13 protein-coding genes are annotated in these 13,909 nt (G+C 65.2%); 6 read left to right on the top strand and 7 right to left on the bottom strand.

The window, feature by feature from the left end; all coding sequences use genetic code 11:
* The first annotated feature begins 95 nt into the window (after positions 1 to 95).
* Positions 96 to 968 (top strand): carboxypeptidase-like regulatory domain-containing protein, encoded by an 873-nt coding sequence (locus ORG17_RS14820; RefSeq protein WP_214527334.1) that lies wholly within the window; start codon positions 96 to 98, stop codon positions 966 to 968.
* Between the two features lie 165 nt (positions 969 to 1,133).
* Here ORG17_RS14820 and ORG17_RS14825 read toward each other — a convergent pair whose 3' ends face one another.
* Complete coding sequence (locus ORG17_RS14825; RefSeq protein ID WP_214527336.1) at positions 1,134 to 1,595, bottom strand: hypothetical protein; 462 nt, start codon at positions 1,593 to 1,595, stop codon at positions 1,134 to 1,136.
* Between the two features lie 775 nt (positions 1,596 to 2,370).
* Here ORG17_RS14825 and ORG17_RS14830 point away from each other — a divergent pair.
* Positions 2,371 to 4,158, top strand: a complete 1,788-nt coding sequence (locus ORG17_RS14830) for a glycosyltransferase family 4 protein (protein WP_214527338.1) — start codon at positions 2,371 to 2,373, stop codon at positions 4,156 to 4,158.
* 647 nt (positions 4,159 to 4,805) lie between these two features.
* Here ORG17_RS14830 and ORG17_RS14835 read toward each other — a convergent pair.
* The 5 genes from ORG17_RS14835 to nrdH form a co-directional block, all read right to left on the bottom strand.
* The gene (locus tag ORG17_RS14835; RefSeq protein ID WP_284731112.1) at positions 4,806 to 4,940 is read right to left on the bottom strand and encodes a hypothetical protein; all 135 of its coding nucleotides are present in this window, start codon (positions 4,938 to 4,940) and stop codon (positions 4,806 to 4,808) included.
* Positions 4,941 to 5,326: 386 nt separating this feature from the next.
* On the bottom strand, positions 5,327 to 6,301 hold the full coding sequence (gene nrdF, locus ORG17_RS14840) for a class 1b ribonucleoside-diphosphate reductase subunit beta (protein ID WP_017886894.1): 975 nt from the start codon (positions 6,299 to 6,301) through the stop codon (positions 5,327 to 5,329).
* Positions 6,302 to 6,391: 90 nt separating this feature from the next.
* Positions 6,392 to 8,497 carry a class 1b ribonucleoside-diphosphate reductase subunit alpha gene (gene nrdE / locus ORG17_RS14845; RefSeq protein WP_110864196.1) on the bottom strand — a complete coding sequence of 702 codons (2,106 nt, stop codon included), beginning with the start codon at positions 8,495 to 8,497 and terminating at the stop codon, positions 6,392 to 6,394.
* Positions 8,498 to 8,514: 17 nt separating this feature from the next.
* Positions 8,515 to 8,931 (bottom strand): class Ib ribonucleoside-diphosphate reductase assembly flavoprotein NrdI, encoded by a 417-nt coding sequence (gene nrdI / locus ORG17_RS14850; protein ID WP_027465945.1) that lies wholly within the window; start codon positions 8,929 to 8,931, stop codon positions 8,515 to 8,517.
* 110 nt (positions 8,932 to 9,041) lie between these two features.
* Positions 9,042 to 9,275: a glutaredoxin-like protein NrdH gene (nrdH, locus tag ORG17_RS14855; RefSeq protein WP_017886897.1), complete on the bottom strand. Its 234-nt coding sequence runs from the start codon at positions 9,273 to 9,275 to the stop codon at positions 9,042 to 9,044.
* A 355-nt stretch (positions 9,276 to 9,630) separates the two neighbouring features.
* Between nrdH and ORG17_RS14860 the strand changes: the two genes are divergently transcribed.
* Positions 9,631 to 10,836 carry an MFS transporter gene (locus tag ORG17_RS14860; RefSeq protein WP_214527340.1) on the top strand — a complete coding sequence of 402 codons (1,206 nt, stop codon included), beginning with the start codon at positions 9,631 to 9,633 and terminating at the stop codon, positions 10,834 to 10,836.
* A 188-nt stretch (positions 10,837 to 11,024) separates the two neighbouring features.
* Positions 11,025 to 11,843, top strand: a complete 819-nt coding sequence (locus ORG17_RS14865) for an aldo/keto reductase (protein WP_214527342.1) — start codon at positions 11,025 to 11,027, stop codon at positions 11,841 to 11,843.
* A 5-nt stretch (positions 11,844 to 11,848) separates the two neighbouring features.
* Here ORG17_RS14865 and ORG17_RS14870 read toward each other — a convergent pair whose 3' ends face one another.
* Positions 11,849 to 12,187: a hypothetical protein gene (locus ORG17_RS14870; RefSeq protein ID WP_051596813.1), complete on the bottom strand. Its 339-nt coding sequence runs from the start codon at positions 12,185 to 12,187 to the stop codon at positions 11,849 to 11,851.
* A gap of 118 nt (positions 12,188 to 12,305) precedes the next feature.
* On the opposite strand from ORG17_RS14870, the gene ORG17_RS14875 reads away from it, so the two are divergent.
* Both ORG17_RS14875 and ORG17_RS14880 read left to right on the top strand, forming a co-directional pair.
* Positions 12,306 to 13,130 carry a LysM peptidoglycan-binding domain-containing protein gene (locus ORG17_RS14875; protein WP_214527344.1) on the top strand — a complete coding sequence of 275 codons (825 nt, stop codon included), beginning with the start codon at positions 12,306 to 12,308 and terminating at the stop codon, positions 13,128 to 13,130.
* A 63-nt stretch (positions 13,131 to 13,193) separates the two neighbouring features.
* On the top strand, positions 13,194 to 13,715 hold the full coding sequence (locus ORG17_RS14880) for a ribonuclease H family protein (protein ID WP_110861060.1): 522 nt from the start codon (positions 13,194 to 13,196) through the stop codon (positions 13,713 to 13,715).
* Positions 13,716 to 13,909 lie beyond the last annotated feature (194 nt).

A 13,909-nucleotide genomic window follows, 5' to 3' on the forward strand; every position in this document is an offset into this window, starting at 1 on the left:
TGATCACGGGGACGACACTGGCCGTTGCGCTGGCAGCAGGCGCGCTGATCGGCCTCGTGCCACCAGCGACTGCGGCCGGATCCGGAACGATCACCGTGCAGCTCGCAACGCCGGACGGCACCGCGATCCGGATGGCGGACGTCGAACTCGCAGCGATCGGCACCGACGTCGTCGTCGGGAACGCCACCACCGACGATGACGGCACCGCGACGTTCACCGGCATCCCCGCACCGGACACCGTCACGGTGACGACGCGGCAGCTCCCGCCGCACGGAACGGAGACCTACGCCCCCGGACTCCGCTCGGGCATCGCCGTCCGCGGCGGTTCGACAGTCGCGGTCACCGTGCCGCTCGTGATCGGCGCCACCGTGCAGGGCGGTGTGGTCGGCCCGACGGGACCCGCCGCCGGTCGCCTGATGTACGCCTGGAACGAGGACACCTCGCAGGTGTTCCGGACGACCTCGGACAGCGCGGGCCAGTACCGGTTCGTCGGGTTGAGCACCGGGAAGTACCGCATCGAGGCCTACGCCAGTGGAACGGCGTCGCCCGCCGTCTGGAAGACCCGGGTGTACCAGCAGCGAGGAACGCTCCCGGCTTCCCGCGTCACCTTGTCACGGCACTACGCACACAGCGACTACGACCTGGTCGTCTACGCAGCCTCGGCGTCCCGCAGCCCGTCGGCGCAACTGAGCGGTGCGACCGTCACGGTGACGAACGCGACGACCGGGGCATCGTTCTCGACCCGGTTCTCGACGCTGCTCGACAGCGAGCAGACGGCGCAGTTCCAGATCCCCTCCGGGCAGTACGTGGTGGAGCTCCGGACCGTGGCGACGACCGCAACGACCACGCAGGTGCTGTGGCTCGGACGTCCGGGCGGCGTGTACCGGTACGTGACCGACCGGGCGCAGGCCGTCCCGGTGCAGGTCATGTTCGGCGGTCATGACTTCTGGGGCGGCGCCCTCGGGTGATTCGGCCCCAGCACCATCCCCAGCACATGGCTGGCCGGACGCGGTTGGCTGCGTGACTGCACGCGGTCGCGTGAGCAGCAACGGACAGGAGGCGCGGTGCCAGCTGGCACCGCGCCTCCTGTCCGGCACACGGTCGCGGACACGCGACGGTGGCGTCGCCACCTTCTACATGTCGGCGATGAGACGGAGCGTGTAGCCGTCGGGGACCGTCTGGTGTTCGACGTAGTGCATGAACACCGGCGCAGCCTGGTCGACCGTGAACAGCTCGGCAGGATGCCGAGGCTCGTGCGCAGCCTGCACGTCGATGGTCTCCGTGAGCGGTTCGGTGAGATCGTGGTCGCGGCCGACGATGTAGAAGCGGTACTCGCCGTCGTCCTCGCGGCGGCGCAACTCCACGCTCATCTTCTCGGCGGTGCCACCGGCCTGCAGGTAGGAGCCGCCGTACTGCTCCTCAGTCTTGTCGGGGTTGAACATCCAGTCGGCGTGGTCGGGACACCACCAGAGCCTCCACGCGAAGTGCTCGTCGTTGTCGAGGAGTCCTAGCATGCGGCGAACCTGGTCAGGCATCGGCCGGAAGGTGTCCCGCAGGATGCTGCTGATGCTGCTGTTGGTCTCTTGGATGATCATGCGCTACTTCACTCGTTGGTAGTTGACCGAGGTGATCTTGATCCGTTCGCCGTTCAGTTTGGTGCGCGGGATAGTCGTACGACACCGCTCGGTCGACAGCTTCTTCGGCCCCGTTCTTCGATGTGCCGCTCTTGACCTCGACACCCTCCCATGTGCCGTCAGACTTCTTCACCAAGCCGTCGTGGCCCCTTGGATCCGCGGTCCAGGCTGGCGCGCCCCGGCTCCGTTGTCGTGCCTTCACTCCAGTATTGCTGCTTGATGCCCTGCGCCTTCTGCGCCGAGTCAGCACGCGACTTGTGGTTGTCCTCCGACCTGTGCTCACCTTCGTGCTGGGCCCGGGGCCCTCCGGCCGTTCCCCTTCTGCCCGCTCAGGACTAAGAAAGGTCCGCAGAACGGACGCTCCTTATGCACTCAGGGGGTCCCCATTGCGTTTGCCCCGACCCCCGCAGACACCCGCCTCGGGTATCGGCCCAAACGTGTCCCGCACGATGCTGCTGTTGGTCTCTTGAATGACCAGGTGTTACTTTACTCGTTGGTGGCATTCAAAGTGCCTGTAGTTAGCAAGAGTGGATGCCGATCAATCAATCGATCGAGCGAGCCGCAGCCATTCTTCGCAGCAGCGTTCTCGACGGGTGAATAACGTCGACACGTGCAATAACCCTACTCGCTCGCCCCCGCTCCCAGCCCGAACCCCCTAGCCGATAGGTAGGGGAACGAGGTGCGATTCACGTTACTCATCGAACCGTCCGATTGGGCACCCCTTATGCTGGTTCCCATGGAAGAGCCAGCCGACCAGCACCTGATGTCGCTCGTACGGGGTGTCCGTGTGAACCACCGAGCCGCCGGGCCGTATCTCGCGATTGAGCGCTACATCGCGGAACTCGTGGGCGGGCAGCAGGCCCAGGAATCCGGACCGGATATAGTCTTGGCGCGGGACGGTGCTGCGCCTCTCGCAATTGAACTGAAGCTGCTCAACTCCCAGTTTTTGCCCAAGAACTTTCGTAATCGAATCTCGGAAATGCTGGCAGCCTCGGTCGAGACGCGACGCTCTTTTCGCGACGAGGTGACTGTCGTGGCCATACTCCTTTTCCACGGAGACGCCGATGGCGCGAGCACCCGCCAAGATCCTGGGCAGCTTTCTTCCGAGCTGGCTTCCCGGCTTCTTCGGGCCAATGACGGTGTGGGATTTGACTCTATATTGGTCGGCACTGCGGGCGCTGAGTTGGAGTGGAAGTTGTTCGCCACCACTTCGAAGGGTGATCTACCCGTACGACGTCCAACCTCCACGCGAGAGGCGCTCAGCCTATTGACGATGCAACGCCCGCTTGCCACTCGCCAGAACAGGACAATGCGGGAACGAAAATTCGATCGCTGCTTGCTTGTTGCCGACGAGTGGCGCTCAGGGCGCGGCGGCATATCCACCGTGAATCGTGAGCTAGCGATCGCTTTAGCCGCCGCCGGCGTTGATTCAGCGGTGATGGTTCCGCATGCTTCAGCGCAAGATATCAAGGCCGCGTCTGACGTCGATGTCGCGCTCGTGACACCCGCACGATTACCCGGGTTGACTGACCGCGAGACACTACTTCTTCGTCCGGTCTTCGCCGATCAATCTTGGGTACCTGATGTCATTATCGGACATGGCCGGCTCCTTGGTCCGTTCGCCGCCGCTCAACAGCAACAGTTTTTTCCACATGCGCGTCGCATACATTTCGTTCACACAGATGCCGAACAGCTTGAATCGGCGAAAGAGGTTTTAGGCGGTGGGTCGCGTATGTCAGATTCGGACGCTCGTCGACGACTAGAGCAGGAACTAGTGCAGTCCGCGCATCTGGTTGTAGGTGTAGGTCCGCTACTTGCCGCAAGTATCCGAGATGACCTCATCGGCCGCGAACCAACAAGTCGCGTGATTTGCCTGATGCCAGGCTTGCGTGAGGCGTTTGACGTCAGTACGAGTCACACTCCCGTACGTAATCACGTGTTGATCGTGGGGCGCGCTGATGATTTTCATTCGAAAGGCATAGACATCGCTGCCGAAGCGATGCTAAAGGTTATCGACTTATGGCCGCGAGACAAATCGCATCGTCCCGTCCTCATCATCAGAGGCGTCCCCGATGAAGCGGCCACGGAAGTCAAGGCTCGTCTCGATGCAATTCTGGAAGGGCGCGTGAAGTTCCACCTACGCCCATTCACTGCGACGGAAACAGACGTCACGCAAGATCTCGCTCAAGCGCGCGTACTACTGATGCCTTCGCGGCATGAAGGTTTCGGGCTCGCCGCCTATGAAGCGATTGCAAGTGGCGTACCGGTGATCATCAGCGCAGAGTCGGGGCTTGCAGAATTTCTGCGCGACTCCGCGATCGATACGAGCCCTTCATCCATCGCGTCGACGAATGATTCACGGACCCGGCTTGCGGTGGATGCGTGGGCTGACGCAATTCAACGGGTACTCGACGCCCCGCACCTCGCGCGCGCACAGGCGATCGCGCTTCGTGATTCCGTCGCCGGACTAGTGAACTGGCCGAGTTCAGTCGCGCAGCTTCTCGCGGAGTTCTCGTCGCCGTAGGAGTGGCAGCATGACCGCTGAGCCGGTGGCCAAGCTCAGGGTCGCGGCTGCGTCAAGAACTGCTAATCGCAGGATTAGGTGAACTCGGTGTCAACTTCCTGTCAGCGCTGTCGTGGTGTCAGGTCGACTACAGCTGCAAGGTGGTGTTCGTTGTCTGGCGACGATACGTTTCATCACATGAAAACCGTTGCCATTGGCTGGTTACCAGCGGTCGCGGCCCTGTGCAGTTTTTGAATAGTCCGGCCGCGCCCTGTTCCCGATGTCGACACGGCGGCGCTCACTCCGATGCAATCATCCGCCTCGCTCACGCCCAGTCGACCGGGGCTGTGTGCCGAACTGAGCGTCTTCGGCTCATCAGCGACCTGGAGTGGCTCCGGAGCTAATGAGGAGCCTGAGCGTTCCAAGACGCAAGCTTGAGGTGGGGTCCGCCAGCCACAGAGCTACCCGGTCGGTACGGGGTGCTACACACCCGGCACCTCTCATCTGTGGCGTCGGAGAACCCGCACCAGTTCGCCTGAATATAGGATCTTCTGCCTGACGGGCAGCTGACCGCTACCGGACGCGCTTTAGCGGACGCGAAGGCCTCTTTCGGCGTTGAACGCGAGTAGGGACGGCCACGTCACGGCCGCCCCTACTCGCTCGTTCTGCTAGCGCTTGCGCTTGCCCGCCTGGGCGAGAGCGCTCGCTGCGGCCGTCCGCGCAGCGTCGCTGTAGCGCTTGTCCGTCATGATGCGGGACGCCGTGGACGCGACCTTCGGGCTGGTTTCCTTCTTGTTCGCCAAGGCGAACCTCCTTCAGTCATGCTGGGGTTGAGCTGAACGTGGATCTGACGAGCTTCAGACCCACGTTCAGGGTTTGGCTGCATCAGCCCTTCGAGGGGCGGATGCGGATCGTGTAACGAGTCGTGACACGGACGATGCGCTTGGGCAACGTCGTCTCCCTTCCCGACCCCACTGACTCTCTCCCCGACACGCCGATCATGTTGACCGGTCGTACCGTCGCTCGTACGCTGGTGAAGTTCACTCCAAGAACAGTCACCTTCGGGTGAGGGCCTTGCGATCGCAGTACATCTGCGGTTGCGGGGCCGTTTTTCTATGCGGGTGGTACTTCGATCCCGGCGAGACCGGTTGCCATCCGCTGTGTTGAGTTGTGAAGTGTCGAGCTAGACCTAGAAGTCCCAGTCCTCGTCCTCAGTGTTCACGGCCTTGCCGATGACGTACGACGAGCCGGACCCCGAGAAGAAGTCGTGGTTCTCGTCCGCGTTGGGCGACAGGGCGGAGAGGATTGCCGGGTTCACGTCCGTGATGTTCTTCGGGAACATCGGCTCGTAGCCCAGGTTCATCAGCGCCTTGTTGGCGTTGTAGTGCAGGAACTTCTTGACGTCCTCGGTCAGACCGACCTCGTCGTAGAGGTCCTGCGTGTACTGCACCTCGTTCTCGTACATCTCGAACAGCAGCGAGAACGTGTAGTCCTTGAGCTCGTCGCGCTCGGCCTGCGTGAGGGTCTCGAGGCCCTTCTGGTACTTGTACCCGATGTAGTACCCGTGGACGGCTTCGTCACGGATGATCAGGCGGATCAGGTCGGCGGTGTTCGTGAGCTTGGCGCGCGACGACCAGTGCATCGGCAGGTAGAAGCCCGAGTAAAACAGGAACGACTCGAGCAGCGTCGAGGCGACCTTGCGCTTCAGCGGGTTGTCGCCCTGGTAGTAGTCCATCACGATGGACGCCTTCTTCTGCAGGTTCGGGTTCTCCTCGGACCAGCGGAAGGCCTCGTCGATCTCACGCGTCGACGCGAGGGTCGAGAAGATCGACGAGTAGGACTTGGCGTGCACCGACTCCATGAACGCGATGTTCGTGTAGACGGCTTCCTCGTGCGGGGTGATCGCGTCGGGGATGAGCGACACGGCGCCGACGGTGCCCTGGATGGTGTCGAGCAGGGTCAGACCGGTGAACACACGCATGGTCAGGGTCTGCTCGGCCGGCGTCAGCGTGTTCCACGACTGCACGTCGTTCGACAGCGGCACCTTCTCGGGCAGCCAGAAGTTGTTGACGAGACGGTTCCAGACCTCGACGTCCTTGTCGTCCTGGATGCGGTTCCAGTTGATGGCCTGGACCCGATCAATGAGCTTCAGCTTCTCGACCAACGTGTGTTCCTTACAGAGATGGTGACTAAGTGACGGACTGGAGGCGCGGTGCGGGTTGGCACCGCGCCTCCAGGGAGCAGAGCGGCAGCTCTACAGCATGCAGCTGACGCAGCCCTCGACCTCCGTGCCCTCCAGCGCGAGCTGACGGAGACGGATGTAGTAGATCGTCTTGATGCCCTTGCGCCATGCGTAGATCTGCGCCTTGTTGATGTCACGCGTGGTGGCGGTGTCCTTGAAGAACAGCGTCAGGGACAGGCCCTGGTCCACGTGCTGCGTCGCCGCGGCGTACGTGTCGATGATCTTCTCGGCACCGATCTCGTACGCGTCCTGGTAGTAGTCCAGGTTGTCGTTCGTCATGAACGGCGCCGGGTAGTAGACGCGGCCGAGCTTGCCTTCCTTGCGGATCTCGATCTTCGACGCGATCGGGTGGATCGACGACGTCGAGTGGTTGATGTACGAGATCGAACCGGTCGGCGGGACGGCCTGCAGGTTCTGGTTGTAGATGCCGTGCTCCTGGACGGACGCCTTCAGCGCCTTCCAGTCGTCCTGCGTCGGGATCGTGATGTTCGCGTTGTCGAAGAGCGAGGCAACACGAGCGGTCGCGGGGGTCCACGTCTGGTCGGTGTACTTGTCGAAGAACTCACCCGACGCGTACTTCGAGTCGCGGAAGCCGTCGAAGGTCTCGCCGGTCTCGATCGCGATCTTGTTCGACGCACGAAGGGCGTGGAACAGCACCGTGTAGAAGTAGATGTTCGTGAAGTCGATGCCCTCTTCAGAGCCGTAGTAGACGCGCTCACGAGCGAGGTAGCCGTGCAGGTTCATCTGGCCGAGGCCGATGGCGTGCGACTTGTCGTTGCCGTCCTCGACGGAACGCACTGAGGTGATGTGCGACATCTGCGAGACCGAGGTCAGGCCGCGGATGGCGGTCTCGATGGTCTTGCCGAAGTCGGGCGAGTCCATCGTCAGCGCGATGTTCAGCGAGCCGAGGTTGCAGGAGATGTCCTTGCCGATCTCCTTGTAGGACAGGTCCTCGTTGAAGGTCGTCGGGGTGTTGACCTGCAGGATCTCCGAGCACAGGTTGGACATGTTGATCCGACCCTTGATCGGGTTGGCCTTGTTCACCGTGTCCTCGAACACGATGTACGGGTAGCCCGACTCGAACTGGATCTCGGCGATGGTCGTGAAGAAGTCACGCGCCTTGATCTTCGTCTTCTTGATGCGCGAGTCGTCGACCATCGCGCGGTAGTTCTCGGAGATCGGGACGTCGCCGAAGGGGACGCCGTAGACCTTCTCGACGTCGTACGGCGAGAACAGGTACATGTCCTCGTTGTTCTTCGCGAGCTCGAACGTGATGTCCGGCACGACGACGCCGAGGGACAGCGTCTTGATGCGGATCTTCTCGTCGGCGTTCTCGCGCTTGGTGTCGAGGAACTTCATGATGTCCGGGTGGTGGGCGCTGAGGTAGACCGCGCCGGCACCCTGACGCGCACCGAGCTGGTTCGCGTAGGAGAAGGAGTCTTCCAGCAGCTTCATCACGGGGATGATGCCCGAGGACTGGTTCTCGATCTGCTTGATCGGGGCGCCGGCCTCGCGGATGTTGGAGAGGAGCAGGGCCACGCCGCCGCCGCGCTTCGAGAGCTGCAGCGAGGAGTTGATGCCGCGCGAGATCGACTCCATGTTGTCCTCGATGCGGAGCAGGAAGCAGGAGACGAGCTCGCCGCGCTGTGCCTTCGCCGTGTTGAGGAACGTGGGGGTCGCGGGCTGGAAGCGGCCGGCGACGATCTCTTCGACCAGGTCGATGGCGAGCTGCTCGTTGCCCTGGGCCAGGCCGAGGGCGGTCATGACGACGCGGTCCTCGAAGCGCTCCAGGTAACGCTTGCCGTCGAACGTCTTGAGTGTGTAGCTCGTGTAGTACTTGAACGCGCCGAGGAACGTCTGGAACCGGAACTTCTTCGAGTACGCCAGGTCGTTGAGTCGCTGGATGAAGTCCAGCGAGTACATGTCGATCGTGGCTTTTTCGTAGTACTCGTTCTCGACCAGGTAGTCGAGCCGCTCCTTCAGGTTGTGGAAGAAGACGGTGTTCTGGTTGACGTGCTGCAGGAAGAACTGCTTGGCGGCCTCACGATCCTTGTCGAACTGGATGTTCCCGTCCGCGTCGTAGAGGTTGAGCATCGCGTTGAGGGAGTGGTAGTCCATCCCCGTCTGCGGCGACGTCAGATCGACGTCTGCAACTGCTGCGTCCAAAATGCATCCAATCCTGAGTTGACCGCCGACACGTCGTCAGGGGTCCCGAAGAGTTCAAACCTGTACAGAAGGGGGACGTTGCACTTCTGCGCGATGACGTCCCCTGCGAGGCCGTACGCCTCGCCGAAGTTCGTGTTGCCACCCACCACCACGCCGCGGATGAGCGAGCGGTTGTGGGCGTCGTTGAGGAACTTGATGACCTGCTTGGGGACTGCACCCTCGCCGTTGCCGCCACCGTAGGTGGGCAGGACCAGGACGTAGGGCTCGTCGACGTGCAGGAACGGTTCGCTCGGGTAGAGCGGGATCCGGTCCGCGTCGCGGCCGAGCTTCTCGACGAAGCGCGCGGTGTACCCGGACACGCTCGAGAAGTAGACCAATCGGCTCATGGTGCGCTCCTCTGGAGAAGGTGCGGAACAGGCGGACCGGGGGTGTCCTGCGGGCGATCGCCGGGCCTCCTGAACGGGACCGGGGTGACCGTCCGCAGGACGGGAGACGACTACGCCAGTTCGGCGCTGAGGGTCGCGATCTTGTCGGGGCGGAAGCCCGACCAGTGGTCGTCGTCCGTGACGACGACGGGGGCCTGCATGTAGCCGAGGCTCTTGACGTGCTCGAGCGCTGCTTCGTCCGTGGAGACGTCGTGCACTTCGTACTCGATGCCCTTGTTGTCGAGGGCCCGGTACGTCGCGGTGCACTGGACGCAGGACGGCTTGGTGTAGACGGTGACGGCCATGTTCTCCCCTGGTTCCTACTGGTTTCTGCTGTGCTGTGGAGGTGGTGCTGATGTCTGTCCGCAGTCGTGTCCGGGAGGGGCCGCTGCGATGCCTCCACACTACATCTAGTGGCTAGCCGCAGCACCGACCACAAGAGGAAGTGTTACAGCCATGTAGTTCTCCACAACGTCCTCCACAGTCTGTGGATTCCCGGGAGGCCCGAGTTTCCGCCAGTCTGCGGCCGACCACCGACACTTCCCCACACCCGTGGACAGTCCCGATCCACAAGTGTGGAATCAGCGCATCGGCGTGTCGCGAACCGCCCCTCCCCAGGACGGGGGACAGCCCCGTCCGGCCGGTCCGTACACTCGTCTCGTGAGTACGTACGGGCCCCTCCTGAAGACCCCTGGCGTGGGTCGTGTCATCGCCGCACAGCTCACCGCGCGGTTCCCGTTCGGCATGCTGTCGCTGGCCTACCTGCTGCACGTCGAGCACGTGTTCGGCTCCTACGGCGCGGCCGGTCTGGTGCTGGCGACGACGAGCATCGGGCAGGCGCTGGCCGGTCCTCTGACGAGCCGGTGGATGGGCAGCTGGGGCATGCGCCCCGTCCTCATCCTGACGAGCATCGTCGCGCTGATCAGCATGGTGGTCATCGCGTTCGTGGTCATGCCGCTCTGGGGCTACGTGGTGGTCGGGTTCCTCGGCGGCCTGGCGGTCCCGCCCGTGCAGCCGGCGGTGCGCACCATCTACCCGAAGATGGTGACGTCGGCGCAGCTCACACCCCTCTTCTCACTCGACGCCAGCGCGCAGGAGCTCATCTGGGTCGCCGGCCCGGTCATCACCACCTTCGTCGCCACCCAGGTCGGCACGGTCGAGGCGATCGTCGTCGCGATGGTCTTCCTGGTCGTCGGCGGCGCTTGGTTCATCGCCTCCCCCGAGCTCGGTCGAGTCCGCATCCCCCGCTCCAAGCGCGCCTTCGGTGTCGTGCTGAAGCGCCCCGCGGTCGTCGTCGCCACCCTGACCGGTCTGCTCCTCATCGGGGCCTGCGCCGCGGTCGAGGCGAGCGTCACGAGCGTCTTCGGCGAGGGCAGCCCGAACGCCGGAATCGTCCTCGCGGTGTTCGCGGTCGGCTCGCTCGCCGGCGGCCTGGCGTTCGGCCACCGCCCGATCTCCCGCAACACCCTGTGGACGCGCATGGCCGTCGTCTTCGTCGGCCTCACCCTTGCCCTCGGCGGCACGGGCTTCTGGTGGCTCTGCCTCGCCCTGGTCATCGCGGGTGTGGGCATCGCGCCGGCCCTCGCGGTGATGTTCGGTTCGGTCTCCGCCACCGTCAAGTTCTCCGACACGGCCGAGGCCTACGGCTGGATGGGCACCGGCCAGCTGATCGGTGCCGCCGGCGGTTCGGCGATCGCCGGCTTCCTGATCGACGGCAGCGGCCCCGTCGGCGGCTTCACCGTCGGCGCCGTGATGGCCGGCCTGGGCGTGCTGCTCCCCCTGGCGATGCGCAGCTGGCTGCCCGACCTGCGCGGCCGTGACGCCAGCCCCCTCCCCGACACCGAGCCGGTGCACCTGCCGACTTGAGCGTGCGGTTTCGGGCGTACCTGGTCGAAACGGGCGTACCTGGTCGGGAGTTCTGACCAGGTACGCCCGTTTCCACTTGCCATCGCGGCCGATGTGGGAAGGAACGTGCGCCCGGCGTACGGGTCGCGTTCTCCACAGATGGCCTGGAGGCCCGGCACGCGCCCGCCAGGCACCGGCAGGATAGGTGCATGGTCACCTCAGTCCCCCTGCGCGACGGCCGCGCGATCCCCGCGATCGGCTTCGGCGTCTACAAGGTCGACGATGCCGAAGCGGAGACGGCGGTCGGTCTCGCGCTCGACGCCGGCTACCGGCACGTCGACACCGCCGAGATGTACGGCAACGAGACCGGCGTCGGCAAGGCGATCCGGGCCTCCGGGCTCGATCGTGACGACGTCTTCGTGACGACCAAGGTGTGGAACGACCACCAGGGGCGCGACGCGACCCTGCGGGCGTTCGACGGCAGCCTCGAGCGGCTTGGGCTCGACGCCGTCGACCTCTACCTGATCCACTGGCCGGCCGCCGCGAACGACCGCTACGTCGAGACCTGGCGGGCGCTGGTGGAACTGCGCGAGTCGGGGCAGGCGCGGAGCATCGGTGTCTCGAACTTCCAGGTGCCGCACCTGCAGCGACTCATCGACGAGACCGGCGAGGTACCGGCGCTGAACCAGGTCGAACGGCACCCGTGGCTGCCGCAGCGCGAACTCATCGCGTTCCATGAGCAGCACGACATCGTGACCGGGGCGTGGTCGCCGCTCGGTCGCGGGCGCCTGATCGACGAGCCGGTGCTGACGAGCATCGCGGTCGCGCACAGCGTGAGCGTGGCGCAGGTACTGGTGCGGTGGAACGTGCAGCAGAACGTGGTGGTGCTGCCGAAGTCGGTCACGCCGTCGCGGATCCGGTCGAACCTCGACGTCGACGGCTTCGAGCTCACCGCCGACGAGCTCGCAGCGATCGCGACGCTCGAGTCCGGGCAGCGGACGGGCTCCCACCCGGACTCGGCGTCGTAGCCGAGCTAGCCCCGGCGGTCCTCCTCGGACTGCCACGGCAGGTGCAGGTCACCCGGTTCGGGCTCCACGTCGCCGGCGTCGTCCGCGCCGCCCGTCCCGGGGGCCGCGATGACCTTGGACGGGTCGATGCCGTCCTCACGCAGGTCGGCGTCATCGCGCTGCTTCGTCTGGGATGCGTCCATCTCACGCTCGCTCGACGGGCTGTACGACGTGTCCGCCGCCCGCTGCTCGCGGCCACTGACCCCGTCGACGTCGTCGCTGTGCGCGGCGTCGCGGAGCGCGTCGTTCCGTGCTCGGTCGTCCGACGGCTCGGGGCCGGGGGCGTTCGGGATGCTGTCGCTCATGGTGTTTCCTCCTGCAGCGGACGGTAGTCCCCGGCCCCGTGTAACGAGTCTGGCTCGGTCCGCTCCCCGCACTCCGTGACGCCCCTCGCCCCCGCTACGCTGCCGACGAGGGGGAACGATGGGACGAACACGGACCGCGACGACCGCGGTGATCGGCTCCGCACTGGTGGGGCTGCTGCTCGCCGGGTGCACGGCGTTCGGCGGCGACGACGCCATCCCGACGCCGACGCGACAGGCGGCCGAACGCACGACTGAACCCACGCCGGACCCGACGCCGGCGGCCGATCCGGTCAAGGTGGAGCAGGCGCTGCCCACCGGCACCGTGGCGGCGGAGACCGACGTCGTCTCGCCGAGCGGTGACACGAGCATCCACGTCCGCGTCGTGGCGAACGACCGCGGCACCTTCGACGCCCAGCTCTCCGGGTACCGGACGACCAATCCGCAGCCGATGCGGCTGGAGTTCCGGCACCGGCCCGCGAAGCCGCTCGACGGTGCGGACGGCGCGGTACGCGAAACGGCCGAGTGGGCCGCCGCGGTTGCTCCTCCGACCTCGTTCACGATGGGTCAGGCGGGTCCACGCCCCGACTACCTGCGCAGTGTCGTCCTCGTGCCCGCGACGGTGGCCGACGAGGACTCGTCGGCGCGCCCGTGGGCCGGATCGGTGCTCGCCGCCGCTGACCTCACGTGGAGGATCCCGAACCCCTACCCCGACCTCCGGGTCACCGTCGGCAAGGACCGACCGGGCGCCTACGGCATCGTCACCGACGTCGACGGCCGACCGGCGAACTACCTGGTCGCGCACGGCGACGAGCTCTCGACCGTCGCGGAGCGGTTCGGCGTCACGCCGGCGCAGGTGCAGTGGATGAACCCCTACACGGAGCAGCGCGACGACGACTGGCTACTCGAGGGCAGCACGCTCAACATCGACCCCGCTCGGCGTTGAGCCGAGGGGCCGGGCCGGTCCGTTACGGTTGACCAGCACTCGGCACCACCAGGAGGTCCCATCGTGACGATCGTCGCCGCCGCAGACGGCTCAGCCCTCGGCAACCCCGGCCCCGCTGGCTGGGCCTGGTACGTCGACGACGACCGGTGGGCAGCCGGCGGCTGGCCCCGCGCGACGAACAACATCGGCGAGCTCACCGCCGTGCTGCAGTTGCTCCGTGCCACGAAGGACACCGGCGAGCCGCTGCACATCCTGTGCGACAGCCAGTACGCCATCAAGGCCTGCACCGAGTGGCTCGCCGGCTGGAAGCGCAAGGGCTGGCGGAAGGCCGACGGCAAGCCGGTCCTCAACGTCGAGATCATCAAGGAACTCGACGCGGAACTGCAGGGCCGCAAGGTCACGTTCGAGTGGGTCCGCGGCCACGTCGGTCACGAGATGAACGAGGCCGCCGACGTTCGTGCCCGCGGTGCCGCCACCGCGTTCCAGAACGGCACCGACGTGCCGCACGGTCCCGGCTGGCCCGGCGCTGAGGTCGCCGAGCCGTCCGCGCTGCCCGACGCGACCCCGCCCGCGACCCTCTTCTGACGGCGGAGCGGCACGCAGCGACTTCGGCGGAAGCGGAACCGCCCGACGAACCTCCACTCGAACCGGAAGCAGATCTGATGCCCGACAGCACCGTCCCCTGCAATGCCAAGGTACAACGGGCTCAGTCGCATGCCGTCGAGCGAATCATCGCTCGCGCATCGGCTCTGTGGGCAGACGAACCAAAGCCGACTGAC

The sequence above is a fragment of the Curtobacterium flaccumfaciens pv. betae genome (assembly GCF_026241855.1).
Classification (GTDB): Bacteria; Actinomycetota; Actinomycetes; order Actinomycetales; family Microbacteriaceae; genus Curtobacterium; species Curtobacterium flaccumfaciens.

What these genes read in the sequence shown, in the direction of transcription:
- ORG17_RS14870 (WP_051596813.1), bottom strand. Translation starts at nt 12,187, where the DNA reads ATGAGCGACAGCATCCCGAACGCCCCCGGCCCCGAGCCGTCGGACGAC.
- ORG17_RS14830 (WP_214527338.1), top strand. Translation starts at nt 2,371, where the DNA reads ATGGAAGAGCCAGCCGACCAGCACCTGATGTCGCTCGTACGGGGTGTC.
- ORG17_RS14875 (WP_214527344.1), top strand. Translation starts at nt 12,306, where the DNA reads ATGGGACGAACACGGACCGCGACGACCGCGGTGATCGGCTCCGCACTG.
- nrdH (WP_017886897.1), bottom strand. Translation starts at nt 9,275, where the DNA reads ATGGCCGTCACCGTCTACACCAAGCCGTCCTGCGTCCAGTGCACCGCG.
- ORG17_RS14865 (WP_214527342.1), top strand. Translation starts at nt 11,025, where the DNA reads ATGGTCACCTCAGTCCCCCTGCGCGACGGCCGCGCGATCCCCGCGATC.
- nrdI (WP_027465945.1), bottom strand. Translation starts at nt 8,931, where the DNA reads ATGAGCCGATTGGTCTACTTCTCGAGCGTGTCCGGGTACACCGCGCGC.
- ORG17_RS14825 (WP_214527336.1), bottom strand. Translation starts at nt 1,595, where the DNA reads ATGATCATCCAAGAGACCAACAGCAGCATCAGCAGCATCCTGCGGGAC.
- nrdE (WP_110864196.1), bottom strand. Translation starts at nt 8,497, where the DNA reads ATGGACTACCACTCCCTCAACGCGATGCTCAACCTCTACGACGCGGAC.